The sequence below is a fragment of the Gordonia sp. WA4-43 genome, assembly GCF_020520305.1.
In the GTDB taxonomy this organism is placed as follows: domain Bacteria; phylum Actinomycetota; class Actinomycetes; order Mycobacteriales; family Mycobacteriaceae; genus Gordonia; species Gordonia hongkongensis.
The window spans coordinates 3,584,327-3,608,621 of record NZ_CP084736.1; the positions used below are offsets into that span (position 1 = coordinate 3,584,327).

Genomic DNA, 24,295 nt, shown 5'->3' on the forward strand with positions numbered 1-24,295 from the left:
GGTTCTCGGGGGAGGTGACCGTCATGTCCGACACCACACGCGTCGGTGGCGATTCGACAGCGCCGCAACCGCGTGCCGTTGAGTTGGTGGCCGATCTCCACCGCACCCTCGACAAGTTGCAGACCGTGGATCTGTCACCGTGTACCGATGCCGAACTCGCTGAAGTGGCCGCGGAGACCGAACGCGCCATCGCACGTCTGACCGTCGCCGGAGACCGGCAGATCGATCAGGCCGTCGCTCGCGACCTGCCCCGCAAGGCCGGCTGCCGGACCCTCATGCAGTACATGACACATCGGCTACGAGTCTCGAACCCGATGCGCCGCCGTAAGCAGATGGACGCCACCGCCCACCGGACCAGCCTCGGCGGCGAGGTCCTCCCACCCGAATACCCCTGCCTCGCGGAAGCTTTCGCACAAGGCGCGGTCGGCACCGCGCACGTGCAGGCCGCATTGGATGTCCTCGACCGCATCCCGGTCGCCGTCGACCACGACATCAAGGTCGCCGCTGAGCGGCAGATGGCCGAGATCGCCACCGACCACACCCCCGCTGAGATCACCCAACTCGGTGCCCGCCTGCTCGCCCACCTCGACCCCGACGGCACCCTGACCGACGACACCGACCAGAAACGACGCCGCGGCCTGTGGATCGGTCGGCAACGCGCCGATGGCACCGCCAAGATCTCCGGCACCCTGACACCCGCACTCGCCGCCCGACTCACCATGATGTTCGCCGTGTGGGGCAAACCCGGACTCAATAACCCCGACGACCCCGCCTCGCCCAGCGGGCCGGCCGGTGCCGCCGACCCCGACGCCCTGGCCACCGCAGCCGACCGCGACGGCCGCACCCTCGCCCAGTCCAATCACGACGCGCTCGACGCTGCACTCGCCGCAGGTTTCGCCGACGGCGCACTCGGCACCTCGCACCGCGGCCTGCCCGTCCAACTGATCATCAAAGCCGACCTCGGCGACCTCGTCCGCGAAGCCGGACTCGCGACCACCGCCACCGGAACCCTGCTGCCCATCCGGGACTTGATCGCGATGGCCGGTGACGTCCAGCCGTGGTTGGCGATCTTCAAAGACGCCACCACTGTGCCGCTGCACTTCGGGCGCGGCAGACGTCTGGCCACCCGCGAACAGCGCCTCGTCTCTTTCGCCCGCCCCGACGGGGAAGTGTGCTCGGCACCCGGGTGTGATCAGCCCGCCACCCAGGTCGACATGCATCACGCCCACAGGGATTGGGCCAAGGGCGGTCTCACCGACATCGACGACCTCGCCCCGGCCTGCCCGCGACATAACCGGATGGTCGGTGACCAGCCCGGGCAGTACACCACCCGCATCGCCCGGTCCGGACCCGACGAAGGCCGCTGCCTGTGGCGGTTGAACGCCGAACCCGGTGCACCGCCCAACCCCGAGCGCCTCAACCGCCGACCCGACATACCCCGGCGGTTCGCAGACCACCTGAACACCGTGCGCAACGAGATCCACGGACCTGCCACCAGGTCCGGCGATGACTCGCGCCCAACCCTTCGTGACGCGCCCTACGCAAGCTCCGGGCGCTCCTCAGGGAGCAGCGGGCGCCCCGACGCCGTCGGCTACGGCGACCGCGGCCGGCGCCTCGAACTCGCTTATCGCGAACTGGTCCATCCGCGAACACCGCCGGAGCACCTCACCAGCCCACCGCTGACCCCGGTCGAAGCAGAACTCGCACGCATACTCACCGACCACCGGTGACGGCAAAGCAGATCGCCTCGCCGACTACCACCGCGGCGACCGGGCCGTCGAACCGTCAGTGCCGCAACGGCGCGGGACTCCACAGTCCGCTGCGGGTGGCGGTGCCGGTCTCGATCTCGGCGAGCGTGTCGACGTCGCCGTATGGCTCGTAGCGTTCGAGGGCGCCCCAGTCGCGTCCGATGTCGGCCATCAGATAGGTCGGCACCGCCGTCGCCTGCTGGGAGACCTCGAGCCAGCCGAGCGGACCGCCGCCGAAGCGGTTCTGCCACGCCGACACCGCGGCTGCCAGGTCGGAGCCCGGCTTGATGCGCCACTTCGGGATCTCCGCGACCCCGACGTCGTGGGTGAACGGGCGCTGGCACGGGAACGCCAGGCCCGAAGTCCAGTCGATGTGGACCGGGTCGGTGCTGCCGACCACGTCCTGCAGGGTGTCCATCTGCGGGATCCGCGGCGGGGTGAGCACGATGAACCGGTCCTCGGCGAGGTTGTCGTCGGTCGCGACGATCCGCACGGCGGTGGTGTCGGACGGCAACTCGTCGGTGTTGTAGCGCAGGTTGCGCCACGACGGCCGTGGACCGGGATCGATCAGTTCGGTGTCGCCGGCGGCCTCGAGGTCGGCATCGCCGGTGTCGGGACCGATCGGGTCCGCGGTGTACTCGAGCATCACGTTCGGGTTGTCGTACTCACCGGCCACCGACATCGTGAGCAGCGGGCGGTCCCGCCAATCCGGCGGCAGCGCGTACCACCCGGAGGTGAGGCGGGCCGGGACCTGGTCGAGCTTGGAGTAGCTGCCCATGACCGGCGTCGAGGCGGGATCGAGGAAGAACGGGAGCGCCGCGGTGCTGCCGTTGATCCCGGGTTCGGCGATCTCGCCGCCGCCGGTACCGCCGGGGTTGGAGTTGACGATGTCGGGGGACTGCCAGACGTCGCCGGACAGGACACCCAGCGACCCCTCGCTGGCTGTCGACTCGAGTGCTGTCGGCACACCGTTGGGGGAGAATCCCGAGGTGGACGGCACGCTGCCCGGTGCGGGCGGTGGTCCGCCGAGAGGGTTGGGCAGCGTCGGGTCGACCGGGCGGAGCATGTCGCGGTCGGGGTCGGACTCCACCCAGACCTTGTCGGCCATCCCGCACGGGTTGCCGGCGACGGCGGCGAAGTTGGACCGGGGTACCGAGTACGACGAGCTCTGGTGGATGCCGGCGAAGATCGCGGTGACGATCTGGAAGACGACCACCGCCATCGCCAGATAGGCCAGCGGGGCGGCCGCCATCGAGGCGACCAGTCGTCGGTACCACCGCTGATGCGCGGCGTCGGCGCCGGTGGATTCCTCGACGTGCGGATCGGTCCCGGTGAACGGCTCGCGGAAGTGGAACCACAGTGCGACCAGCAGCAGGGCGAGCGCGGCATAGAGCAGCACGCTGCCGAGCATGATGCCGCCGATCTTGACCTGCTCGACGCCCCACGGCATGCCCCACGCGGAGTAGTAGTAGTACGAGTTCGGCGCGGTGAAGGCGAGTCCGCCGATGAAAAGGACGAGCGCGCAGAACAGGGTGCGGTTTCGCCTCGAGTGCATGGACTGCTGGCTGGCGGCGATGGCCGCGATCGCGGCGAGGGCGGCCGCGATACCGGCGAAGACGCCGAAGTGGTGGGTCCATTTGGTGGGGGTGAACATGAGGAACACCAGCGATGCGAAGGTGATCGCGACGATGCGGCGGGTCGGGCCGATGGCGGTGCCGGGGATGCGGTTCTTGCGGACCAGCACTGCCGCCGAGACGACCAAGCCCAGGATCATGGCCAGTACCGCGAACCGACGGGCGATGGAACCGTCGGCGGAGAAGGCGAAGAGCGCCGAGTAGCGACCGATCTCGTTGTACCAGCTCATCGACGGCCCGAGCGCCGACTTCATGCTCGACGCCTCGACGAACGACCGCAGGGTCAGGTTCGAGAACACGACGAAGACGACGAAGGTTCCGGCGGCGAGGATCGGCGCGATGAGCGCCACGAACGACCATCGCAGCGAGCGTTTGCGATCGCGGTCGGCGGTCGCGGGATCGCCGGATGCCGATCCCGCGGATTCGGTGTCGGCGGAGGACAGTTCGGCGACGACGCGGGCTCGCTTGATGAGCGCCATGATCATCGGGCGTGCGCCGGCGATCAGTGCCGCCACCGCGAGCAGGCCCGTCGGGCCGGCGGCGATGCTGAACGCTCCGATCAGGCACGCGACGGCGGCCGGCAGCATTCGACCGGTGGCGATGGCCCGCTCGACCGAACACCAGGTCAGCAGGGCACCCAGGCAGATGATCGGTTCGGGCCGTAGGCCGTTGTTGAAGGGGAACCAGCACGCGAGGAACGCGAACGCCGCCGTCCAGGCGACCATCGGGCGGGTCAGCGCGGCACGTCCCAGGCGGGGGAGAACCTCGTGACTGACGATGAGCCACACCAGGATTCCGCACAACAGTGCGGGCAGACGCATCCACGGACTGGCCACCGAGATGTGGCTGAGCAGTCCGAAGACCTGGTAGTACCAACCGAACGGCGCCTCGGGCGCGCCGTACCAGCGGAAGTAGTTCGCGGTGTAGTCGCTGTCCTGGGCCACCCTCGACATGGTCAGGAGGTAACCGTCGTCGGAGGTGTTGGGCCCGATCATGTGCCACACGATCAGCGCGCCGATCACCACATAGTCGCGCGCATTGAGTCGCCACCACCGTGCCGGGAAGATCCGACGATGCCGTCGGCCGTCGGTCGAGTCCAGTGCTGCCAGGGCGGACAGAGCCAGTAGCGTCGACGCCACTCCGACGATCACGACCAGCCACTTCGAGATGGTCGGCGCGGTGTTGTAGCGCGAATCGATGGTGACGTGGGCGTCGAGTCCCGCGATGTCGGCCGCCGGCCCGGCGAGATCGGTGAAGAGGCCGGTCACCTGGGGGCGCTGGTCGGACGAATACTTGAAGGCCTCTTTGTCCTCGGTCGTGCCGGCGAGTGGCTCGTCCTCGCCGTCCTCGTTCCGGATACCGCTCGTCATGCCGACGAATTCGGCGGTCACCGCGTCGGAATCGGCATGCACGACGATCTCTCGGCACCCCTGGTCGCGCATGTCCTGCAGCGTCGCCGACACCAGCGAGACGTTGCGGATGACCACCTCGACGCCCTGCCGGTCCAGGGGCGCATCGGCAGCACCGGTCTTGCGGATGAACAGGCCGCGCTCACCGGACTTCGGTGCCTGCTTGGGAGTCGTCGAGAGCAGCACCGACCCGCCGGGCGGCAGGGCGTTCACGGCAGTGCAGGGAATCGAGACGTCGAGGTCGACGGGCGTGTAGCCGATCAGCGGGGCCGACACCGAACCGATCTGACCGTTCTGCGGCCAGTCGATCTCGGCCGTTCGCTGCGACACCGGCATGAGGGGAGTCGCGAGTGCGAGCAGGAATCCGAGTAGACCGGTGACGATGGCGACGATCCTCGCTCGTCGAACGGTCTGCGCTGGCACAAAGAGAGATGGTAGCCGTTGGGATGTCTCACCCCCGTCGGCGGCGGTGCGGGCACGACGGGCGGGTGCTCACGGTCGCGCCGCGGCGACGCAGGAACGCCGATCGCCAGGTCAGGGCCAGTAAGGTGAACGCCATGTCCGACGCCGAGGTGCCCGACCGTCTGCCGATCCTGCTGCTCAACGGCCCCAACCTGAACACTCTCGGCACCCGGGAGCCGGCCGTCTACGGCTCGGACACCCTGGCCGACGTGGTCGACCTGGCCGAGCGCACCGCCGCCGAACTCGGTTTCGGTGTACGCGCGGCGCAGACCAATCACGAGGGGCAGATGCTCGACTGGATCCACGAATCCGTCGGCGAGATCAGCGGCATCGTCATCAACCCCGGGGGATGGACCCACACCTCGGTCGCCCTCGCCGATGCGCTCGTCGTCCCCGATGTCCCGATCCTCGAGGTGCACATCAGCAACGTCCATCGGCGCGAGGCATTCCGGCATCACTCCTATGTGTCACCGATCGCCGCCGGGGTCATCGCCGGTTTCGGCATCCGCGGTTACGAATTCGCGGTTCGCCGACTCGTCGATCTGGTCGGCTGACCAGAGCGGCACGGTTCCCAGGAACCGTCCAGGTTTCTCCCAGGGAGGGAGCAGTGGGCGCCGATAGCTTTCGTCGTATGCACAAGCGAACCTCTGCCTCTGCCCTTGCCTCTTCTCCTCGCCGCGTGCGCGTCGCCATCGTGTCGGCGCTGCTGGCCGGGGGCCTGCTCCTCGGTGGCTGCACCACCGACGCTCCCAGCACGTCATCGGCCTCGACCTCTGCGTCTTCGTCCGTGTCCTCCTCGATCACCACCGAAGACGCGTCAACCACCGCCACCACGATCTCGTCGTCCGCCGAAGCCGCTCAGGCGTTCCTTGCCACCCTGTCCGATGAACAACGCGAGCAGGTCACCTACGACTACGACGACGAGACCAAGACGACGTCGTGGTCGAACTTCCCGGTCACCTTCGTCGACCGCGCCGGGGTGAACCTCGCAGATCTGTCCGACGAGCAGCGGGCCGCCGCGATGAAGGTCCTGGAAGCGCTCCTCAGCGACGAGGGCTACGCCACCGTCACCGGAATCATGGGCAATGACAAATATCTTCATGAGAAGAGCAGTTCGACGGAGGAGTCGCTCGGCCAGTACTACATCGCCTTCTTCGGCGATCCGTCTGATTCGAGTGCCTGGGAGATCCAGTTCGGCGGGCACCATCTCGGCATCAACGCCACACTCGATGGCGCGGCCGATGAGATCACCTTCGCTCCCACACATCTGGGAATTCAGCCGGCGGTGTACACCGATTCCGACGGCAACGAGGTCCAACCGTTCGACGGCATCTACACCACGGCGTTCGCGTTCTACGACAGCCTGACCGACGAACAAAAGGCAGCCCTGTACCAGGGGTCGACCGTCGCGAACATGGTGTGCGCTCCCGGAAGCACTTGTGATTACCCCACGGGGACAGGAATTTCGGGCGCTGATCTGACGGATGAGCAGAAAAAGCTGCTGCTCGACGTCATCGCGAACTGGGTGGGCCTGTCCGACGAGGAGACCACCTCCGAGGCACTCGCCGAGATCGAAGCGACGCTCGACGAGACCTACATCAACTGGTCGGGAGCCACCGCCTACGACATGACACAGGGTGACGGTATCTACTTCCAGATCTCCGGCCCCGACGTGTACATCGAATTCGCCGCGCAGCAGGGTTCCGCCGGTGCCGATGTCGAGGGCGTGACGACGTCGGGCTGGGGACACGTCCATACGATTTATCGCGATCCCGGCAACGACTACGCCGGCAGCGTGACCCAGCAAGCCGCCACCGGCATGGCCGGAGGAGCGGGCGGTCCCGGCGGGCAGGCTCCGGCTGGATCTCGCCCCGCCAGTGGTTAGTTGTCAGCCTCGGGCAGCCGCCGTCAAGCGACTCGCGAGTCCAGAAATCATCGACTGGCGCAACCGTAGGGTTGCAGAACCTCCGGACTGCTGCAACTATGGAGTTGCAGCAATCAACTTAGGCGAGGGAGTATCGATGAGCGAGAACACAACCACACATGACGTGACCGATTCGGCGACAGGAGAATTCGACCGGATCGAGCGCGAGATCGCGATCGACGCACCCGCCGACCGGGTCTGGTCTCTGGTCAGCGAACCGGGATGGTTCATCAACGACAAGGCGATCACCGAGCACCGGATCGAACGCGACGGCGACCTGTCGACCATCCACGACCCGGTCCACGGCGCCTTCACCTTCCGCACCGTCGAACTCGACGAGCCGCGATACGCAGCGTTTCGATGGCTCGCCGATGCCGCTGATCCGCAATCGGATTCGACCCTCGTCGAGTTCTGGATCACGCCGGCGGACTCCGGCGTGCTCCTCAAGGTCGTGGAGTCCGGTTTCGCGTCGCTGCCGGGAACGGAAGCGGAGCGACGCGCACGGTTCGACGGCAACAACGAGGGATGGACCATCGAACTCGAGCTGGCCCGAACACATCTCGGCGGCGTGCATGCCTGACGTCGCTCCCGTCGAGGTCTTCGCCGCGCTGTCCGACGAGAGCCGATGGCAGATCCTCACGCGACTGGGTTCGGAACCCGCGTCCGCGTCACATCTCGCGGCCGAACTCCCGATCAGCAGGCAGGCGATCGCGAAACACCTTCGGGTCCTCACCGAGGCGGGGCTGGTGACGTCCTCACGTGTCGGCCGCGAGATCCGTTACGAAGCCGTGGGGGCACAGCTGTCGCGGGTTGCGCATCGGCTCGACACCATCGGCCGTGGTTGGGATCGCCGTCTGGCCGACATCAAACTCCGCGCCGAAGAGGGCTGAGCCGCACGACAACCCTCCATGATCCGAAAGAAGCGACACCCATTGCTCCCTGAGGTGCGAGGAGCGATAGCGACGAGCCTCGAAGGGTCCTGGTGAGACGACTCGAGAGACCCTTCGTGACGCTCGCAAGTTCGCTCCTCAGGGAGCAGAGGGGGCGTCGACTCGCTCCCTCAGCTCAGAGAGCGCAGGGCTCCTCAGGGGGCGGCTGTAGCGGAGGGAGCAGCGGATCCGATCACCTCGTCGATCGCCCTGGCGGTGTCGGCGGCGTGGGGTGCGCGGATCATCGAGATGTGGTCGCCGGAGACGTCGTGAAAGGTCACGGCGCCGGTCGACATCCGCCGCCACAGGCCCGGGTCATCGGGATTGGTGCGGGCGCGGATGACGCCGACGGGACCCGCGTACTCCCGGGGTCGGTACCGGCGGATCATCCTGGTGCCCAACCGGAAGAACACGATCCACTGAACCGGCGTCGGGAGCTGGACCATCCCCGCGGTGGGGACGAGGACGGCCAGCGCGAGCTCCTTCACGATTCGCTGGGGGAGCGGTTCGCGGGCAGGCGTGGGGTCGTCCCCGGTGCGGTCGGGCAGGGCGGTGTCGCGGGTGCCGCCGCGCAGCGCACGCAGGCGTCCGACGATCCCGACCTTCTCACCACGAACCCGCTTGGCCAGTGCCGGGTCGAAGAGCGAGTCCAGCACGACGACTGGATCACATGTCTCGCCGGCCTTGGTCAGCTGCGCCGCGACCTCCATCGCGACGAACCCGCCCAGCGAGTAGCCGCCGACCTGGTACGGACCGTGTGGTTGCACCGATCGCATGTCGGCGATCGCGCGTCGTGCCGCGGCGCGCACGGAATGATCAGCGCGGCCGCGCTTTTCGACGCCACGCGACTGGATCGCGTAGACCGGCCGGTCGGTCTGCAGTGCTCGGACGACCGGGGTGAGGCTGGTCGCCAGGCTACCGGCGCCGGCCACCAGGAAGATCGGCCGGCCCGTGCCCTGTCGCAACGGGATGAGGGTGGCCCCCGACGCGTTCGCCGACCGCTCTTTCGCGGCCGACTCGATGCGCTGGGCGAACAGCGCGATGGTCGGCGCCTCGGCGAGCATCGCGGTGTTGACGTCCAGCTGGAGGTGATGCTGCACCTCGGCCAGCATCTTCGCGGCGGCCAGCGAGTCGCCGCCGAGTTCGACGAAATCCTCGTTCCGGCCGATGGATTCGAGGCCGAGGATCTGGCACCAGAACCGGTGCAGCGCCATCTCGGTCATCCCGCGGGGCGGTTCGTGATCCGGACGTGCGGGCGGCGAAGGCATGGCCGCCCGGTCCACCTTGCCGCGCTCGTTGCGCGGAAGTTCGGCGAGCACGATGATGTCGCGCGGAATCATCCACGGGGTCAACGTCTTCCCGAGCTCCTGCCGGATCTCGGCCGGGGAGGGTGACCACTTCTCGGGGTCCACGGCGACGTGGGCGGTGAGCCGTGCCTCGTCGCGGTTGGCGGTGACGACCGCGTCGGTGGTCCAGGGCAGCGCGCGGATGGCGGCTTCCACCTCGAGCGGTTCGACGAGGTACCCGCGGATCTTGATCGCGTCATCACTGCGCCCGAGGAGCGCGAGTTCGCCGGACTCGTCGAAGCGTCCGAGATCGCCGGTGCGATAACGTGTCCGGCCGTCGTGCAACCCGATGAAGCGCGTCGCCGTCAGCTCCGGATCCTGGTGGTAACCGGACGCTACATGGGCGGATTCGACGATGACCTCGCCCGTGCTGCCGACCGGCAGATCGTTCCCGTCCGCGTCGACGATCCGGACGTGCTTGTCCGACGCCGGCACGCCCACGGGGATGGCGCCGGGCTCGACGTCCCGCTCAGGCGGGAACAGGTTGAAGGCCAGGTTGCCGACCTCCGATGCGCCTGCCCAGCAACAGAAGACTCCGTCGGTCAGGATCGTGTCGCGGGCCAGCTGGATGTCGGCGCGGTGCGTCGGCTCACCGCAGGTCGACAGCAGTCGCAGGGATTCGACGGCGTCGTCGGCCGACAGCTCACCCAGCCAGGATCGCAGCAGCGACGGGGTGCAGTGCGCGGTGGTCGCCTCCTGTGCGACAAGCCAGTCCCGAAGCCCGGTCGTGGTGCGGCGGCGGACATCCCAGAGCAGCATGGTCGACCCGTTGAGCAAGCTCATCGCGAGCGCGTCGAGGCCGCCGCCAAAACTGAGGGGTAGCAGGACGACGGCGCGGTCGTCGGGTCGCATGCCGAGGAAGCGACGGCCGTCCCGGGCGTGATTGACCGGCATCTTCTGCGCCAGCACCACGCCTTTGGGGGTGCCGGTCGAGCCCGACGTGAAGAGCAGGACCGCCGGATCGTTCGGGCCGGGCTGGTCCGCGATACGCGACTGACCTGGTTCTCGGGCATCGGCTGCGGTGTCCAGGACATCGGCACCGGACCGTTCCAGCACGACGTCGCGTCGGTCCGGCGGCAGGAACGGGTCGAGAAGGACGAGGGGGCGTCCCGAACACAGCACCGCCAGCATCGCGATCACCGAGTCGATGTCGGATTCGATCTCCACCGCCACGGGTCGGCCCGGATCGGTGGTGGCGACGATCGTGCGCGCGAGGTCGTCGACCCGGGAGGCGGCGTCGGCGAACGTGATCGACTGCTCGGGGGTCTGGAGTGCGACGGCCTCACCACGTATCGCGGCGACGGCTCGCCATCGGGCCGCGGCGGTGTCGGCGGCGTCGACGCCCGGAAGGTCGGTGACGACCGTGGCGCCGGTGGGAGTCACCGGGGCTTCGGGAGGGTTATGGCTGTTCATGTCCTCAAACTTCCGCGGAGCGGGAAACGTCGACGGTCATGGACGGGCCAGGCGAACTCGAGCCCGGGCAACGGTGCCACGCCGCGCGGGACTCGGCCCCTCCTCCGGTCCCGACAGCTTGCCTGGCAAACCTACCCTTAGTCGCGCGAAGGAGCACGATCGGAGCGGGTGGGAGTAGGGAAGCGGCCTGGTCGGCCGGGCATGACACCGGAAGCGGAGACATCCGGCCGGTCGGCGGTAACGTGTTCACCGGTCGTCGGACGGTGTGGTCCTGCATCGCCGTCCGCGACGACGGGGTTGTTCGAGGCGTACGAGGAGAAATCGACGATGCAGTACGACGAAGTGGTTCTGGGACGTCGCAGCACCCGCGGGTTCACCTCCGACCCCGTGCCTCGAGAGCTCATCGAGGAGATCCTCACCCTCGCCATGCGAGCCCCGTCGTCGATGAACACACAACCGTGGAACTTCCACGTGATCACGGGTGAACCGTTGGATCGCATCCGCGCGGGCAACACCGAGCGCAACCTGGCCGGCGTTCCCCATTCGCGAGAGTTCCGGACGGGCGCGGAGAAGTTCACCGGAACGCACCGCGACCGTCAGGTCCAGGTTGCGAAGCAACTGTTCGGCGCGATGGGCATCGCCCGCGAGGACATGGAGATGCGGCAGGACTGGGTGCTGCGGGGGTTCCGCCAGTTCGACGCCCCGGTCTGCGTGATCGTGACCTACGACCGCATCCTCGACGGCAGCGACGACACCCCGTTCGATTGCGGCGCGGTCTCGAATGCACTGGTCAACGCCGCCTGGTCGCGCGGTCTCGGCGCGGTCATCAACAGCCAGGGCATCATGCAGTCGCCCGTGGTTCGCGAGCACGCCGGCATCCCCGACGATCAGGTGATCATGAAGAGCATCGCGCTCGGCTGGCCGGATGAGACCTTCCCGGCCAATGCGGTGGTCTCCGAACGCAAGTCGGTGGCCGAGGCCGCGACGTTCGTCGGCTTCGAGTAGCGGTGGGGCCGATCCTGCCGGAGCTCAGCGCGACAGCGCCGCACGCGCGGCCGCGGCCACGCCGCCGCGACGAATCGGGCCGTGGCCCGGCAGCAGGATGTCGGCATCGAGCTCGGTGAACCGTTCGACGCTGCGTCGCGCGGTGGGTTCGTCGTGCTGGAAGAGCGACGGGATGCACTGCGGCCCGGTGATCGACGAGATCTCGTGTCCGCTCACCAGTGCGTCGCCGGACACCAGGGCGCGGCCGTCGGCGACGAGGTAGGCGCTGTGGCCGTCGGTGTGGCCGGGGCTCGCCACGGGGACCGGTGCGCCCGGGAGGTCGAGCGGTCGGTGCCCACTGGTGGAGAACCCAGACGCCTGGACGAGACCCGCACGACTGAGGACGCCGAGCGGAGTGGTCTTGGCCAGCCACGCCCACAGGCGGGGATTTGCGGCCTGCGGGGCGAGATCGAGCGCGTTCGCCTGCTGGAGGTGATGGCGCAGCGCGTGATTTACCTCGACCGGGTCCATGTAGACGTCGAACCCGTACTGCGCCTGCAGCTTGACGAGGCCACCCAGGTGGTCGACGTGAGCATGGGTGAGGAGCGCGCCACGTACGTCCTCGGGCTTGCGGCCGATCCGCTCGATGGACTCGACGACCTGGGCGGCCTGGCCCGGATAACCGCCGTCGATGAGCGTCAGCTCGCCGTCCTGCTCGAGCAGCACCCAGTTCACGACGTCGGTGGAGACGAAATGCGTTGTCGACGAATCGCCGTCGACCCGGGTGATCGTCATCGGTCGCGCGGTACGCAACGGGAGTCGCATCATCATCACTTCCGGACGACGAGCACGAACGGGCCGCGTTCGGTGACCTGGAAGCGCGGGTCGTCGAACACCGCCGGGTCGAAGGTGACCGTGTATCGCTTCACGTTCGGATCGTTGGGATAGACGTCCTCGGCGAGGCGGAGCGTGTAACCGTCTGCGCTGTACCGGAACAGGAAGACATTCGGCGGGGTCCAGGGGGATCGGTCGAGCGCGTCGACGAGCTGGTCGGCGTTCTCGCTTTCCGCCCAACGCTCGATCGCGGCTGCGCGCTTGTCGAATTCGGCCAGCGGATTCGCGTAGTGCGAGGTGAGTCCCTGGAATCCCCAGTACGGGTAGATCGACAGGAAACCGAAGTCGGCGGTGAGAACGACGTTTTCGGTGCGCGGCCGGCCGGTCTGTTCACCGATCAGCTTGTCCAGCTCCGCGAAATAGGATTCGGCACCCGCCGGGCGGGCGTCGGCGCGTTCGCCGTATCCGTCGGTGTCGGTGTAGGCGGTGGTGATCTCGGTGGCGAGATGACCCGGGATGCTCTGTGCCATCGCGATTGCCGAGAGGACGGCGAGTGCGCCGACGACCACACGAACGTCACCGAAGCGCCGTACCGCCGCATGCGCGAGGTCGACGACACCGAAGACGCCCGCCGCGCTCAGTGTGGCCACCAGGATCGGCTCGAGACGGAACGAGAGCAGGGTCGTGCCCAGGGCGGTCATCAGCATCGACAGCAGGCAGAAAAGATAGACCGTCACCACCGTGACGCCCATGGCCAGTGCGACGGTGCGGGTGCGGAAGCGCAGCAGAATCCAGAGGAGGCCGATCATCGTGATCGCGCCCACGAGGTTCAGCCCGAACATCGGCAGCGGCAGCACCGAACCGCGTTCGGGCAGATAGTGTTCGGCGGTACCGCCGCTGGCGGGCGTGTTGGTCAGGCGGGCCCACAGGTAGGGCGCCCACACCAGCAGGGCGATCAGGCCGGAGATGACCCCGACGGCGACCAGACGACCGATCACAGCGAGCACGACACCGCGCCGGCGGCTGGTCACCGTGGCCGACGGAGTGGCCTTGTTCGACGCGCTCAGCCAGCCTTGGACGGCGAAGTAACCGGCCAGCAGGACAGCTGAGAGGGCGAACAGTCCGGTGTAGAGCGTGTAGGTAGCGGCCGAGATCCCCAGGAACACACCGGACGCCGCCACCGCAGGCCAACTCGTCGCGCCGAAGAGCGGACCCACGGGTCCGTCGGCGGCACGGGTTCGTCCGCGCAGCGCGTAGGTCAGCGTGATCAGCATGGGTACGCCGATCAGCACCAGAATGGCCGCATACGGCTCCGGCGAGGCGTACAGCAACGTTACGGTGGTGACCGCGAGGCCGAGCGCGACACCGCGATCCGCCCCGAACATGCGGATGAACAGGACGACGCCGACGGCCGCGGCCACCGCCATCGACACGATCGCCCAGGTCTTGTAGGCCTCCCAGCCGGGTTGGCCGAGCAGGTTCGCGAACCGGCCGCCCCACCAGAACCAACCGGCTGGGTAGTAGGGCGGCAGATCGGTGTAGGTCATGTCCGCCAGGTGCGGGCTCGACGTCATGCGGGTGAGGTACTCGGTGCGGAACTCCTGGTCGACCGAGAGTCCGAAGAGGTAGAGACGTGTCGCGCCCAGCGGCATTCCGATGGTCACCGTGACGAAGCCGGACATCGCGGCCGCCGACAGCACCGGCACCAGCAGTCGGCCCTTGCCGTAGCGATAGAGCAGTGCGGCGACCACCAGGATGGCGATCGCCAGCACCTGTCCGGCGGTCGTCAGCGACCGGGTCACGTTGGAGGAGTTGAACGCCGGCCACTCGACGGTCCCGATGGCCGTCAGTCCCGCCATCGACACCAACCCGCCGACCACCACGGCGATCAGCAGTGACAGGACGGCCCGCCCGTAGCCTGTTGTACTTCGAAGGTCGGCCGGCGAGGCTTCCCCCGCTCCCTGAGGTGCGGTTGGCGACTCTCCCCCGGCTCCCTGAGGTGCGGTGGGCGACTCTCCCCCCGCTCCCTGAGGAGTCCCGGAGCTTGCGGAGGGACGTCTCGAAGGGTCAGGTCGGTTCATCACGTCCACTCAGACTCTGCTGTTCAGCGATTGGGCGATTCAGCGATCAGATCGGCAGCTTGCGGAAGATCGGACGCGGGATGTGGCGGAGCACCATCATGATGTAACGGAACGGCCCGGGCACCCAGACGATCTCCTTGCCCTTGGTGGCCGCGGCCACCGCGAGGCGACCCACGTCCTCCTTGTCGACCGTGAGCGGCGCTTCCTTGACATGCGCCGACAACCGGGTGCGTACCTGGCCGGGGCGGATGACGAGGACGCGAGCACCGAAGGGGCGCAGCGCCTCTCCGAGCCCGAGGTAGAAGCCGTCGAGTCCGGCCTTGGTGGAGCCGTAGACGAAGTTGCTGCGGCGCACGCGCTCACCGGCGACGGAGCTCATGGCGATGATCTGTCCGTGGCCCTGGGCCTTGAACTTCTCGCCCAGCAAGACTCCGACGGAAACGGCTGCGGTGTAGTTGATCTCGGCTTCGGCGACCGCGAGGCCGTGGTCCTGCCAGGCCTGCTCGTCGTCGCCCTGGATGCCGAAGGCGACGATCGCGACGTCGACGTCACCGTCGGCGAACGCCTTGTCGATGACCGCCCGGTGGGTGTCGGTGGCACGGGCGTCGAAGTCGATCTGCGTGACCTCGGTGGCGCCGGCGTTCTTGGCCTTCTCCACCGCCGCGGCGGCCGTGGGGTCACCCGGCAGGGTGGCGAGGATGACCCGCGCGGGGCCCTTGCTGAGGTACTCCGCGGTGATGGCGAGCCCGATCTCGGAGCTGCCGCCCAGGACCAGGATGGACTGTGGGACGCCCACGGCGTTGATCATTTGTGTACTCGCTTTCGGTGACGTACAGGTCGGGTGCGCGTGCGGCGCATCGAAAAGGGCTGTCGGTCAGGCGAGTTCGAGTCGCCGACCCATGTCCGACATGAACACCCGGTTGGGGTCGATGCGACGACGCGTCGCGATCCAGTCGTCGATCTCCGGGTACATGGCGTGGAAGTTCTCGGCCGAGGTGCGCGAGTCCTTGGCGGTGTAGAGGCGTCCGCCCATCGCCATGACGCGGCGGTCGAGCTCGTTGAGGAACTCGGCGAGGCCGGCCTTGACCGGGAAGTCGAGGCAGACGTTCCAGCCCTTGAACGGGAAGCTCAGCGGCGCGCGGTTGCCCTCGCCGAAGAGCTTGATGACGTTGAGGAAGCTGACATGACCCGACGCCTGGATGTCCTCGATGAGCGCGGTGAACTCGCCCTCGTTGCCAGTTGGCACGATGAACTGGTACTGGCAGAAACCGCCGCCGCGTCCGTAGGCGTTGTTCCAGTCACCGAACACGTCGAGCATGTGGTAGAACTGCGCGAGATTCTTGACCTTGCCCTCGCTGGGCGGCCCGATCCGGTAGTAGGCCTCGCCGACCGCGGAGAAGCTGAGCTTGTTGGCGAGCCCGCGCGGGAAGATGTCGGGGAAGCGGACCAGTGGCTTGTTGTTGAACGACAGCGGGTTGTCGCGGTACTTCTCCGGCAGTTCGTCGACGCGGGCGAGGTTTCCCCGGGAGAACGTGCCGCGACCGAGCTTCGGCGGCGCGCTGATGGTGTCGAACCACCCCGAGGCGTACTCGTACCCGTCCTCGAAACCGTCCTGGAGATGCAGGTCGAGGGTCTCCTGCAGCGAGCCGGTGCGCGCGGTGTCGGCGATGAAGTAGGCGCTCTCAGTCCGCTTCATCTGGATCTTGGCGCGCAACACGATGCCCGTCAGTCCGATGCCGCCGATGGTCGCCCAGAAGAGTTCGCCGTTCGGGTCGTCGGCCGAGCCGCCGGGGGTGAGGGTGAGGATGCGGCCGTCGGCGACGAGGAGCTGCATCTCGACGACGTGGTTGCCGAAGCTGCCCTGGCTGTGGTGGTTCTTCCCGTGGATGTCGTGCGCGATCGCGCCGCCCACCGTCACCTGTCGGGTACCCGGGAGCACCGGAACCCACAAGCCGTGGGGGAGAGCTGCCTGCATGAGCGTGTCCAGGGAGACGCCGGCGTCGACGTCGACCGTGGCCGACTCGTCGTCGATCGCGTAAATCCTGGTCAGTGGGGTCATGTCGATCGTGAGGCCGCCGCTGTTCTGGCCCGACTCGTTGTACGAGCGGCCCAGCCCGCGGGCGATGACGCCGCGCTTGAGGTAGTCCGGCTTGTCCGCGTTGTCGTCGGCCACGCGGGCCACCGCCTCGGCGATGACCTCGGGGTACGGCGTGGACAGGACGTGACCCTCGATCGGGGTGGTGCGAGACCAGCCCACCAGCTTGCGGGTCGTGATCGGCAGCAACTCTTCAGTAGACATCGCTAGAGAGATTACCTGGGCGGGGTTCGCGCACCGACCGTCATGCCGAGGGGAGGCGGAGTCGTACCGCGGGTCGAGCGCCCCGTCGATGCCATCGAGAAACGCACCATTGACTGATGGCACGATCCGTGGTGGCATGCATCACAGACGTAATACCGCGCACGACGAGGAGCCCGGCATGGAAGCGCTCAGAGATGTGACCCGTTCCGACGACGGAATCGACGAGGTGTCGCAGCGCCTGCTGGCATCTGCCGCGCGGTTGTCGCGCAATGCACTGACCGAGATCGACTGGGATGCGCCGCTCGAGAAGGACAAGTACGGCTGCAGCCCGGAGTGGTCGACTCTCTATGGAACGGCCTACTGGGATGAGATGACCGAGCAGCAGCGGATCGCCCTCACCCGGCACGAGACGGCGTCGATCATGAGCATCGGCATCTGGTTCGAGATGATGCTGCAGGAGATGGTGATCCGCGATCAGTACCTCGGCGACTACCACCGCCCGGAGTTCCAGTTCGCCCTGACCGAGGTCGCCGACGAGTGTCGGCACTCGCTGATGTTCGCCAAGACGTCGCACAAGCTGACCGGGACCAGCTACACGCCGCACCCGCGCCTGGGTCGCTTCGGCAAGTTGTTCATGCGGGTCGCGGGCAGCGAAGTCGCCTACGCCGGAATCCTTGCCGCCGAGGAAGTCCTGGACGTGCTGCAGCGTGGCTGCATGCGTGACGATCGGGTGCTGCCGCTCGTGCGCACCGTCAACGAGATCCACGTCCTCGAGGAATCTCGCCACATGCGTTTCGCGCGAGAGGAGGTGCGCCAGTCCATGGCGGAAGCCAGTTGGATTCGGCGACAGCTCAGTTCGGTGATCACCGCGATGGCCGTGTCCTACATCCTCGTCAGCCTCGTCCGCCCGAAGGCCTACGCCGACGCCGGTCTGGACCACCGTCGGGCGGTCGGAGAGATGCGCCGCAACCACCATTTCCAGTCGATGGTCCGCTCGGGTTGCGCGCACTTGATGGGCTTCCTCGACGAGGTGGGTCTGCTCACCCGGCCCGCGGCGCGGATCTACCGTAAGGTGCACATGCTCTGACGGGCCGGTGCCGAACGTCCCCGGCGATCACGAATCCTGGTGCGGCGGAGTGATGATCGCGGCATTGACCAGCGAGAGCAGGTCTTCGATGCCGGTGCCGTCGGGCAATTGGTCGGCGAAGTCGGTCTCCAGTGCGGCCAGGCCGTGCGCCATGGCGAAGGTTGCGACGGCGATGAGGTTGCCGGGCACGCCGCCGCCCCAACCGTGGTCGGCGGCGTCGGAGACGGTGCGCGTGTGCAACTCCCATCCGCGCGCCCGTGCCGCGACCAGGTCGGGCGCCTTGTTGTCGACGAGTCGTGAGCCCATCATCAGCGTGACCGTGGCGCGGTTGTCACGCGCGAATCGGACGTAGACCTGCCCCAGCGTGGCGACGGCCTCGCCGAGCGGGGCGTCGTCCGGCAGTTGCTCGAGCGCGCGCATGTGTTCGGTGTGGAGGTTGTCGAAACCGCGTACCGCGACCGCGGTGAACAACGCCCCACGATCGGCGAAGTGGTGGGCCACCGACTGATGCGTGATACCCACCCGGCGGGCGATCGCACGCAGGCTCGCGTTCTCGGGTCCGGCCTCGTCGAGTTCGGCGACAGCCGCGACGAGCAGAGCTTCACGGACCTCGGGCGCGGTCCGGCGTCGGATCGGGCAAGCCGGCTTCTGCATGCCCGCGATTATGGCTCACGGCGTTCGTGACGTGGCACGACCTCGCCCTCTTGTACGAACCGGGCGGCGGCCGGCGAGGGACGCCGGCTTCGGATCTTTCTGGACTGTCATTCGATCTGGGCGTCCAGCAGGCGATTCATTCTGCGACGATGGGGCCATGGAGCCAGCCCACGGCAGTCCGGTCGACGGCACTCGATGAGAACGACGGTGCTGGGCGTGCCCAATAGTGCGGGCGCGTATTGCGTGGGCGTAGAACGAGCGCCCGGCGCGTTGCGAGCTGCCGGACTCGTCGAACAGCTGCGGGCGTCGGGGACGGACGTCGTCGATGCCGGCGATCTGACGACGCGGCTGTGGTTTCCCGACCGTGAGCGACCGTTCGCGCAGAACCTCGGCGACGAGGCGGACGCACTCGTCGAGCTTTCTACCGCTGCGGCGAGCCTGCTCGCAGCGGAGCAACGTCTGCTCGTGCTCGGCGGAAGCTGCACGGTCGCCGTCGGACTCTGCGACGCGATGGCACGTGCCGGAGAACGGCCCAGGCTCGTCTACATAGACCGGCATCTGGATCTCAACACCCCCCGCTCGACCTCGGAGGGTTCACTGAGCTGGATGGGGATGGCACACGCGTTGGGTCTCGAGGGGGCTGCGCCGGAGTTGGTCGACCTGACGTACCGCACACCGTTGCTGCAGCCGTCGGACCTGGTCTACCTCGGGGTGGATCTGACCCGGGAAACGACCGACTGGGAACGCGCGCAGGCTGCAGAACACGGAATCGCGATCGTCGACCAGACCGCGCTCTGCGACGACCCCCGAGGTGCCGCCGCCGACGCTCGCCGGATTCTGGCGTCCGGACCGTTCGTCGTGCACCTCGACGTCGACGTACTCGACTTCATGCACGCGCCGATCGCGAGAACGTGAACGGCCGAAACAGCGGACCGACCATCGCGATCCTCGAACAGGCGCTCGGCACGCTGCTACAGGACCCCGACTGCTGGGGACTGTCGATCGGGCAGCTCGACCCGGCGCATGCGTCGGCAGATCGAACCGCGATACCCAGGCTCGTGTCGGCGCTCGTTTCGGCACTGAGCTCCACCTAGCCCCGTGTTGTGACACCCGCTCACTCGCGTCTGTACCGGCTCGATCCGCGGTGAGCTGATCCGGCCGTGTCCCGAGTCACCGACCCATGGAATAGAACTCGTGATTGGGTGCCACCGCCGTCAGGTGTGCGAGTCGGTTCGACGCGGCGAAGAACGCAGTGATCGCCCCGACGTCCCAGATCTCGTCATCGGTGAGCCCCGCTTGCCGGGCGCGAGCCATGTCGCTGTCCGCGAACAGTTCTGGGGTCCTGGTCAGGGCGAGAGTGAGCTCGACGATCGCGCGCTGACGCTCATCCAGGACCGCTCCGGCAGGGTTGGTTGCCACGTGATCGGAGAGGTGTGGATCCTTGGATCGCACGCGCAGGATGGCGCCGTGGGCGACGACGCAGTAGACGCATCTGTTCGCTCCAGACGAGGCGACCACGACCAGTTCACGTTCGGCCTTCGACAGCGGGCCCGGTTCCTCCATCAACACGTCGTGATAATCGAGGAACGCTCGTAGCTCGTTCGGGCGATGCCCCAGCGCGCGAAAGCTGTTGGGGACGAAACCGGACTTCTCCGCGATGGGGTGGATGCGATCGCGAAGGTCATCCGGCAGGTCGGCGAGTTCGGTCAAGGGGAATCGGCTCGTGGTCATGGCAAGGCCTTCCGTCACAGGGGCGCACCCTGCTCGCTTCGCGAGGAGCCCATGGTCGCGCCTTGCGACGTGACTCACCACCCCCGGAAGAAGGGGTCACGGCCATCACGCATGGAGTTCATGGCGGAGGTCCGCGTCGGATGGCTTCGAAGCAAGACCGGGGCGTTCGGTGGACCTTGCCAACGTGCGATGTCACATATAAAGTCCCTGCCACTGGCAGGCAGAACGTGGCTCGGCAGGCATAGGGCCAGGTCGAGGCGCGGATGCCTGATGTCGATGGGGGTCCGATGAAGAAGTCCGTTGCGTATGCAGGCTCGTGGTGGATCGTGTGGGTGGTCATCGCGGTGATGTCCGTGTCGGCGTTCTACGTCGGCAAGCTGCGCCTGAGTGAGATCCCCGACCGGGCGATCGGCCACTCGCCGGCGGCGCCTGAGGCGGGCGTCGTGCGCGACAAGTCGATCGAGTACGTGGTGACCGGCCCGGCGGGCTCGTCAGCGCGGGTGTCCTACATCGAGCCCGGGGGACGGGTCGTCGACGACAAGGTGTCCGTTCCGTGGCGAGTGATTCTCCGTACCCGGGAACTGACGACGTCCGTCGGGGTCCTGACCCAGTCATCGGGCCGCGGGACGGTGTCATGTGCGGTGCGGGTCAACGGATTCGAGCGCGTACGCCAGGCCGGTACGGGCGCCGACGGCAGTACGGTCGCCAAGTGTCTGGTCCCGGTGGCGTAGATGAACACCGACGACGGGGAGCCTTCGATGGTCAACGCACGCGAGCGGTTCGCTCGACTTCGCCAGGGGCTCGCCGTGGAGATCCGGCGGCCCGTACGTTTCGACGTGATGCGTCGCGACTCCTCGCGGCCACGATTCGCGCGATTTCTCTACGCGTGTTCGGTACCGGTCATCGTCATCTGGCTTCTCATCGCAGGTGGTCTCAACATCGTTGTATCGCAACTGGAATCGACGGTCACCGAACATGCGCAGTCCTTCCTGCCCGACGAGGCGTCGTCCGTGCAGGCGCTCGTCAAGATGGGTGAGTACTTCGGCGGCGGGGGCAGCAACAACTTCGTCTACGTCCTGATGGAGGGCGACGAACCCCTTGGGCCCGAATCCCGTACGTACTACACCGACCTGTTGGCCGAGTTGACCGCGGACACCGAGCACGTCAACTCTGCGATGGACCTGTGGTCGAACCCCGACCTCGCCCCGGCCGCGCAGAGTGCCGACGGCCACGTCGCCTACGTCCTGGTGAACCTCGCCGGCAACATGGGCACCGCGCTCGCCATGGAATCGACCCAGGCAGCGCGTGACACCATCGCCGCGTCGACGCCGCCACCCGGCATCGACGTGCACGTCACCGGGCCGTCGGCCGTCGTCAACGACGAGATGGTCGCGATCAACGACTCCATCATCCTGCTGGTGTCGGTGTGCGCGTTGCTGGTCGGTGCCGTGCTGCTGCTCGTCTACCGGTCCGTGGTCACCGCGATGGTCCCGCTTCTCGGGGTGGGGCTGGCGTTGGCCGTGGCCCGCGCGACCATCTCGTTCCTGGCGGAGAACGAGATCATCAAGGTCTCGATCTTCGCGGCAGCACTGTCGGCGGTGATCGTCCTGGGCGCGGGCACCAACTACGGGATCTTCCTGGTGGGCCGATATCAGGAGGCGCGCCGAAAGGGACGTGACCCCGAAGACGCCTACTACGACGCACTGGCCGGCGTACAGCACATCGTTGTGGCGTCGGCGCTGACAGTGGCCGGTGCGATGGCGTGCCTCGCGGCAACGCGTCTGGCGATGTTCAGCACCTCCGGATTGCCGTGCACCATAGCCATTCTCATCACCCTCGCGGCTGCGCTCACCCTCGGCCCCGCGGTCCTGGCCCTCGCCACCAGGCTCGGGTTCGTGGAGCCGCGCGAGTCGGCGTCGCCACGACGCTGGCGCCGGATCGGAACCACCGTCGCTCGATGGCCGGCTCCGGTGCTCGCGGCCGCACTCGCGGTGCTCGCGGTCATGATCGTCCCGCTCGCCATGTACGCGCCGAGCTACAACGAACGTCGCGCCCAGCCGGCGGACTCACCGGCGAACGTGGGATTCGCTGCGGCAGATAGGCACCTGCCGCCCAACATCATGGCGCCGAGCGTGCTCATCGTCGAGTCCGACCATGACATGCGCAATGCGGCGGATCTGGTCGCTCTCGCGCAGATGACCGACGCCGTCGCCTCGATCGACGGGGTGAACGCGGTCCAGGGGATCACCCGCCCCCTCGGGCAGACCCTCGACCAAGGGACTCTCACGTCGCAGGCCGGGTACATCGGTAGCCGCTTCGGTCAGATGACATCGCTTCTGCGCGATCGGATCACCGATCTCGACGCGATCGGCGTAACGGTCGATCGTCTGGACACCGCCATCGACGGCCTCGACACCGCGCTGCAGCAAGGGGCGGCCGGCGCGGGATCCTTGTCCGATGCCACTGCGCAATTGCGGCGCACGAGCGAGTCGACGCTCACCAAGGTCGACGAACTGTCGGCGGGGATCGCACCGGTGCGTGGACTCGTCGAATCGGTTCCGCAGTGCCGGGACGTCGACGCATGCCGCACCGCACTGAGCGGGCTGTCTGTTCTCGATGACGTTCCGGCACTGCGCGAATCGGTCCGGGATCTCGCCGGCGGCACCCGCTCCCTGAGTGGCGCGTTGCCCACCGCCGCCGCGCAGATCCCGACGCTGCGCGCCACGGTCACCGACATCCGCGAGCTGATCGGCCCCTTGCGCACGACACTGGGTGCGCTGCTCCCGCAGGTCGGCGAGATCACCGACTTCCTCGACGAGGTCAGTGGCGCCTACTCGGCGGGCAGCCCCGCCGCCGGCGCCTTCTTCCTGCCCAGCCAGGCGTTGGAGAGCCCGCTCTTCCAGAGCGGTATCCCGTACTACTTCTCCGATGACGGCAAGGCGACGCGGATGATCGTCACCCCGCAGCGCGAAGGTTTCAGCCGCGACGCGATGGACGTGAGCGCGGAGGTGATCCCGACGTCACTCGCGGCGATCAAGAACACATCGCTCGCCGGATCGACCGTCAGCATCGGCGGGCCGGGCGGCATGCTCCTCAACATGGAGTCGTTCGCGCACGAGGACTTCATCGCGATCGTCGTCGCCGCCTTCGCCTTCGTGTTCTGCGTCGCCCTGTTCCTGCTGCGCAGCCTCGTCGCGGCACTCGCCGTGATCGGGACCGTCGGGCTTTCCTACCTGTCCGCGATGGGGGTGTCAGTGTTCCTGTGGCAGGGTCTCATCGGTAGTCCGCTGCACTGGTCGGTCGCGCCCATCGCGTTCACCTTTCTGGTCGCCGTGGGTGCCGACTACAACATGTTGCTGGTCAGCCGTTTTCGTGAGGAGTACGGCGCGGGCGGTGGAACCGGTCTGATCCGCGCGATGGTCGGTACGGGCAGCGTGGTCACCCAGGCCGGCCTCACCGTCGGGATCACGATGCTGGCCATGCTCGCCAGCTACGTCCACAACGTCGCGCAGATCGGCACGACCGTGGCGATCGGACTGCTGATCGACACGCTCCTCGTCCGCACGCTGGTGATGCCGGCCATCGCGCGTTTGTCCGGTCGCTGGTTCTGGTGGCCGACGCCGTTCGTGTCGCTGCCTGCGCGAGTAGCGGATCGGGCTACGACGACCATCGCCGATGACCGTCCCCTCGCCGAGATGCGCCCGTAGGGCCCCGTCGACGGGTTTGACGCCAAGCGCCCTCGGGCACGCAGATATCTCAC

Annotated in this window: 19 protein-coding genes; 11 read left to right on the plus strand and 8 right to left on the minus strand. The window is 67.6% G+C overall.

Features of this window, described 5'->3' with window-relative positions; translation table 11 throughout:
* Positions 1 to 23: 23 nt before the first annotated feature.
* Complete coding sequence (locus LEL84_RS15935; RefSeq protein ID WP_226512112.1) at positions 24 to 1,730, plus strand: HNH endonuclease signature motif containing protein; 1,707 nt, start codon at positions 24 to 26, stop codon at positions 1,728 to 1,730.
* A 55-nt stretch (positions 1,731 to 1,785) separates the two neighbouring features.
* On the opposite strand, the gene LEL84_RS15940 is transcribed toward LEL84_RS15935, so the two are convergent.
* Positions 1,786 to 5,214, minus strand: coding sequence for an arabinosyltransferase domain-containing protein (locus tag LEL84_RS15940; RefSeq protein WP_226512113.1), 3,429 nt, complete (start codon positions 5,212 to 5,214; stop codon positions 1,786 to 1,788).
* A gap of 134 nt (positions 5,215 to 5,348) precedes the next feature.
* On the opposite strand from LEL84_RS15940, the gene aroQ reads away from it, so the two are divergent.
* The 4 genes from aroQ (at position 5,349) to LEL84_RS15960 (ending at position 8,067) form a co-directional block, all read left to right on the plus strand.
* Positions 5,349 to 5,807 carry a type II 3-dehydroquinate dehydratase gene (gene aroQ, locus LEL84_RS15945; protein WP_068971650.1) on the plus strand — a complete coding sequence of 153 codons (459 nt, stop codon included), beginning with the start codon at positions 5,349 to 5,351 and terminating at the stop codon, positions 5,805 to 5,807.
* Between the two features lie 77 nt (positions 5,808 to 5,884).
* Positions 5,885 to 7,138: a DUF3500 domain-containing protein gene (locus tag LEL84_RS15950; protein ID WP_226512114.1), complete on the plus strand. Its 1,254-nt coding sequence runs from the start codon at positions 5,885 to 5,887 to the stop codon at positions 7,136 to 7,138.
* Between the two features lie 136 nt (positions 7,139 to 7,274).
* Positions 7,275 to 7,757, plus strand: a complete 483-nt coding sequence (locus tag LEL84_RS15955; protein ID WP_137811045.1) for an SRPBCC domain-containing protein — start codon at positions 7,275 to 7,277, stop codon at positions 7,755 to 7,757.
* Complete coding sequence (locus LEL84_RS15960; RefSeq protein WP_068971647.1) at positions 7,750 to 8,067, plus strand: ArsR/SmtB family transcription factor; 318 nt, start codon at positions 7,750 to 7,752, stop codon at positions 8,065 to 8,067. Before LEL84_RS15955 ends, LEL84_RS15960 begins: the two co-directional genes overlap by 8 nt.
* A 194-nt stretch (positions 8,068 to 8,261) precedes the next feature.
* Here LEL84_RS15960 and LEL84_RS15965 read toward each other — a convergent pair whose 3' ends face one another.
* On the minus strand, positions 8,262 to 10,865 hold the full coding sequence (locus tag LEL84_RS15965; RefSeq protein ID WP_226512115.1) for an AMP-binding protein: 2,604 nt from the start codon (positions 10,863 to 10,865) through the stop codon (positions 8,262 to 8,264).
* Between the two features lie 327 nt (positions 10,866 to 11,192).
* Between LEL84_RS15965 and LEL84_RS15970 the strand changes: the two genes are divergently transcribed.
* Positions 11,193 to 11,870 (plus strand): nitroreductase, encoded by a 678-nt coding sequence (locus LEL84_RS15970; RefSeq protein WP_065631369.1) that lies wholly within the window; start codon positions 11,193 to 11,195, stop codon positions 11,868 to 11,870.
* A 24-nt stretch (positions 11,871 to 11,894) separates the two neighbouring features.
* Here LEL84_RS15970 and LEL84_RS15975 read toward each other — a convergent pair whose 3' ends face one another.
* The 4 genes from LEL84_RS15975 to LEL84_RS15990 form a co-directional block, all read right to left on the minus strand.
* Positions 11,895 to 12,674 carry an MBL fold metallo-hydrolase gene (locus LEL84_RS15975; RefSeq protein ID WP_226514333.1) on the minus strand — a complete coding sequence of 260 codons (780 nt, stop codon included), beginning with the start codon at positions 12,672 to 12,674 and terminating at the stop codon, positions 11,895 to 11,897.
* A 5-nt stretch (positions 12,675 to 12,679) separates the two neighbouring features.
* Positions 12,680 to 14,542, minus strand: a complete 1,863-nt coding sequence (locus tag LEL84_RS15980; RefSeq protein WP_413466868.1) for a galactan 5-O-arabinofuranosyltransferase — start codon at positions 14,540 to 14,542, stop codon at positions 12,680 to 12,682.
* 268 nt (positions 14,543 to 14,810) lie between these two features.
* Positions 14,811 to 15,572: a decaprenylphospho-beta-D-erythro-pentofuranosid-2-ulose 2-reductase gene (locus tag LEL84_RS15985; RefSeq protein ID WP_058250949.1), complete on the minus strand. Its 762-nt coding sequence runs from the start codon at positions 15,570 to 15,572 to the stop codon at positions 14,811 to 14,813.
* 66 nt (positions 15,573 to 15,638) lie between these two features.
* A complete protein-coding gene (locus LEL84_RS15990) occupies positions 15,639 to 17,063 on the minus strand; it encodes an FAD-binding oxidoreductase (protein ID WP_226512117.1) in 1,425 nt (474 codons plus the stop codon).
* Positions 17,064 to 17,241: 178 nt separating this feature from the next.
* Between LEL84_RS15990 and LEL84_RS15995 the strand changes: the two genes are divergently transcribed.
* Positions 17,242 to 18,150 (plus strand): AurF N-oxygenase family protein, encoded by a 909-nt coding sequence (locus tag LEL84_RS15995; protein ID WP_226512118.1) that lies wholly within the window; start codon positions 17,242 to 17,244, stop codon positions 18,148 to 18,150.
* A gap of 27 nt (positions 18,151 to 18,177) precedes the next feature.
* Here the strand turns inward: LEL84_RS15995 and LEL84_RS16000 are convergent, their stop codons facing one another.
* Positions 18,178 to 18,804, minus strand: coding sequence for a TetR/AcrR family transcriptional regulator (locus tag LEL84_RS16000; RefSeq protein ID WP_226512119.1), 627 nt, complete (start codon positions 18,802 to 18,804; stop codon positions 18,178 to 18,180).
* Positions 18,805 to 19,020: 216 nt separating this feature from the next.
* Between LEL84_RS16000 and LEL84_RS16005 the strand changes: the two genes are divergently transcribed.
* Together LEL84_RS16005 and LEL84_RS16010 are read left to right on the plus strand one after the other, a co-directional pair.
* Positions 19,021 to 19,719, plus strand: coding sequence for an arginase family protein (locus LEL84_RS16005; RefSeq protein ID WP_264186669.1), 699 nt, complete (start codon positions 19,021 to 19,023; stop codon positions 19,717 to 19,719).
* Positions 19,716 to 19,898: a hypothetical protein gene (locus LEL84_RS16010; RefSeq protein ID WP_226512121.1), complete on the plus strand. Its 183-nt coding sequence runs from the start codon at positions 19,716 to 19,718 to the stop codon at positions 19,896 to 19,898. The genes LEL84_RS16005 and LEL84_RS16010 overlap by 4 nt, the downstream gene beginning before the upstream one ends.
* Before the next feature lie 76 nt (positions 19,899 to 19,974).
* Here LEL84_RS16010 and LEL84_RS16015 read toward each other — a convergent pair whose 3' ends face one another.
* On the minus strand, positions 19,975 to 20,535 hold the full coding sequence (locus tag LEL84_RS16015; RefSeq protein ID WP_226512122.1) for a peroxidase-related enzyme: 561 nt from the start codon (positions 20,533 to 20,535) through the stop codon (positions 19,975 to 19,977).
* Between the two features lie 287 nt (positions 20,536 to 20,822).
* Between LEL84_RS16015 and LEL84_RS16020 the strand changes: the two genes are divergently transcribed.
* Both LEL84_RS16020 and LEL84_RS16025 read left to right on the plus strand, forming a co-directional pair.
* Positions 20,823 to 21,266 (plus strand): MmpS family transport accessory protein, encoded by a 444-nt coding sequence (locus LEL84_RS16020; protein WP_226512123.1) that lies wholly within the window; start codon positions 20,823 to 20,825, stop codon positions 21,264 to 21,266.
* Positions 21,267 to 24,242 carry an RND family transporter gene (locus LEL84_RS16025; protein ID WP_226512124.1) on the plus strand — a complete coding sequence of 992 codons (2,976 nt, stop codon included), beginning with the start codon at positions 21,267 to 21,269 and terminating at the stop codon, positions 24,240 to 24,242. It begins immediately after the preceding gene.
* Positions 24,243 to 24,295 lie beyond the last annotated feature (53 nt).

What these genes read in the sequence shown, in the direction of transcription:
- LEL84_RS16015 (WP_226512122.1), bottom strand. Translation starts at nt 20,535, where the DNA reads ATGACCACGAGCCGATTCCCCTTGACCGAACTCGCCGACCTGCCGGAT.
- LEL84_RS16025 (WP_226512124.1), top strand. Translation starts at nt 21,267, where the DNA reads ATGAACACCGACGACGGGGAGCCTTCGATGGTCAACGCACGCGAGCGG.
- LEL84_RS15995 (WP_226512118.1), top strand. Translation starts at nt 17,242, where the DNA reads ATGGAAGCGCTCAGAGATGTGACCCGTTCCGACGACGGAATCGACGAG.
- LEL84_RS15955 (WP_137811045.1), top strand. Translation starts at nt 7,275, where the DNA reads ATGAGCGAGAACACAACCACACATGACGTGACCGATTCGGCGACAGGA.
- LEL84_RS15980 (WP_413466868.1), bottom strand. Translation starts at nt 14,542, where the DNA reads ATGGCGGGACTGACGGCCATCGGGACCGTCGAGTGGCCGGCGTTCAAC.
- aroQ (WP_068971650.1), top strand. Translation starts at nt 5,349, where the DNA reads ATGTCCGACGCCGAGGTGCCCGACCGTCTGCCGATCCTGCTGCTCAAC.
- LEL84_RS15985 (WP_058250949.1), bottom strand. Translation starts at nt 15,572, where the DNA reads ATGATCAACGCCGTGGGCGTCCCACAGTCCATCCTGGTCCTGGGCGGC.
- LEL84_RS15975 (WP_226514333.1), bottom strand. Translation starts at nt 12,674, where the DNA reads ATGCGACTCCCGTTGCGTACCGCGCGACCGATGACGATCACCCGGGTC.
- LEL84_RS15935 (WP_226512112.1), top strand. Translation starts at nt 24, where the DNA reads ATGTCCGACACCACACGCGTCGGTGGCGATTCGACAGCGCCGCAACCG.
- LEL84_RS15950 (WP_226512114.1), top strand. Translation starts at nt 5,885, where the DNA reads ATGCACAAGCGAACCTCTGCCTCTGCCCTTGCCTCTTCTCCTCGCCGC.
- LEL84_RS15965 (WP_226512115.1), bottom strand. Translation starts at nt 10,865, where the DNA reads ATGAACAGCCATAACCCTCCCGAAGCCCCGGTGACTCCCACCGGCGCC.
- LEL84_RS16000 (WP_226512119.1), bottom strand. Translation starts at nt 18,804, where the DNA reads ATGCAGAAGCCGGCTTGCCCGATCCGACGCCGGACCGCGCCCGAGGTC.
- LEL84_RS15990 (WP_226512117.1), bottom strand. Translation starts at nt 17,063, where the DNA reads ATGTCTACTGAAGAGTTGCTGCCGATCACGACCCGCAAGCTGGTGGGC.
- LEL84_RS15970 (WP_065631369.1), top strand. Translation starts at nt 11,193, where the DNA reads ATGCAGTACGACGAAGTGGTTCTGGGACGTCGCAGCACCCGCGGGTTC.
- LEL84_RS15960 (WP_068971647.1), top strand. Translation starts at nt 7,750, where the DNA reads ATGCCTGACGTCGCTCCCGTCGAGGTCTTCGCCGCGCTGTCCGACGAG.
- LEL84_RS16020 (WP_226512123.1), top strand. Translation starts at nt 20,823, where the DNA reads ATGAAGAAGTCCGTTGCGTATGCAGGCTCGTGGTGGATCGTGTGGGTG.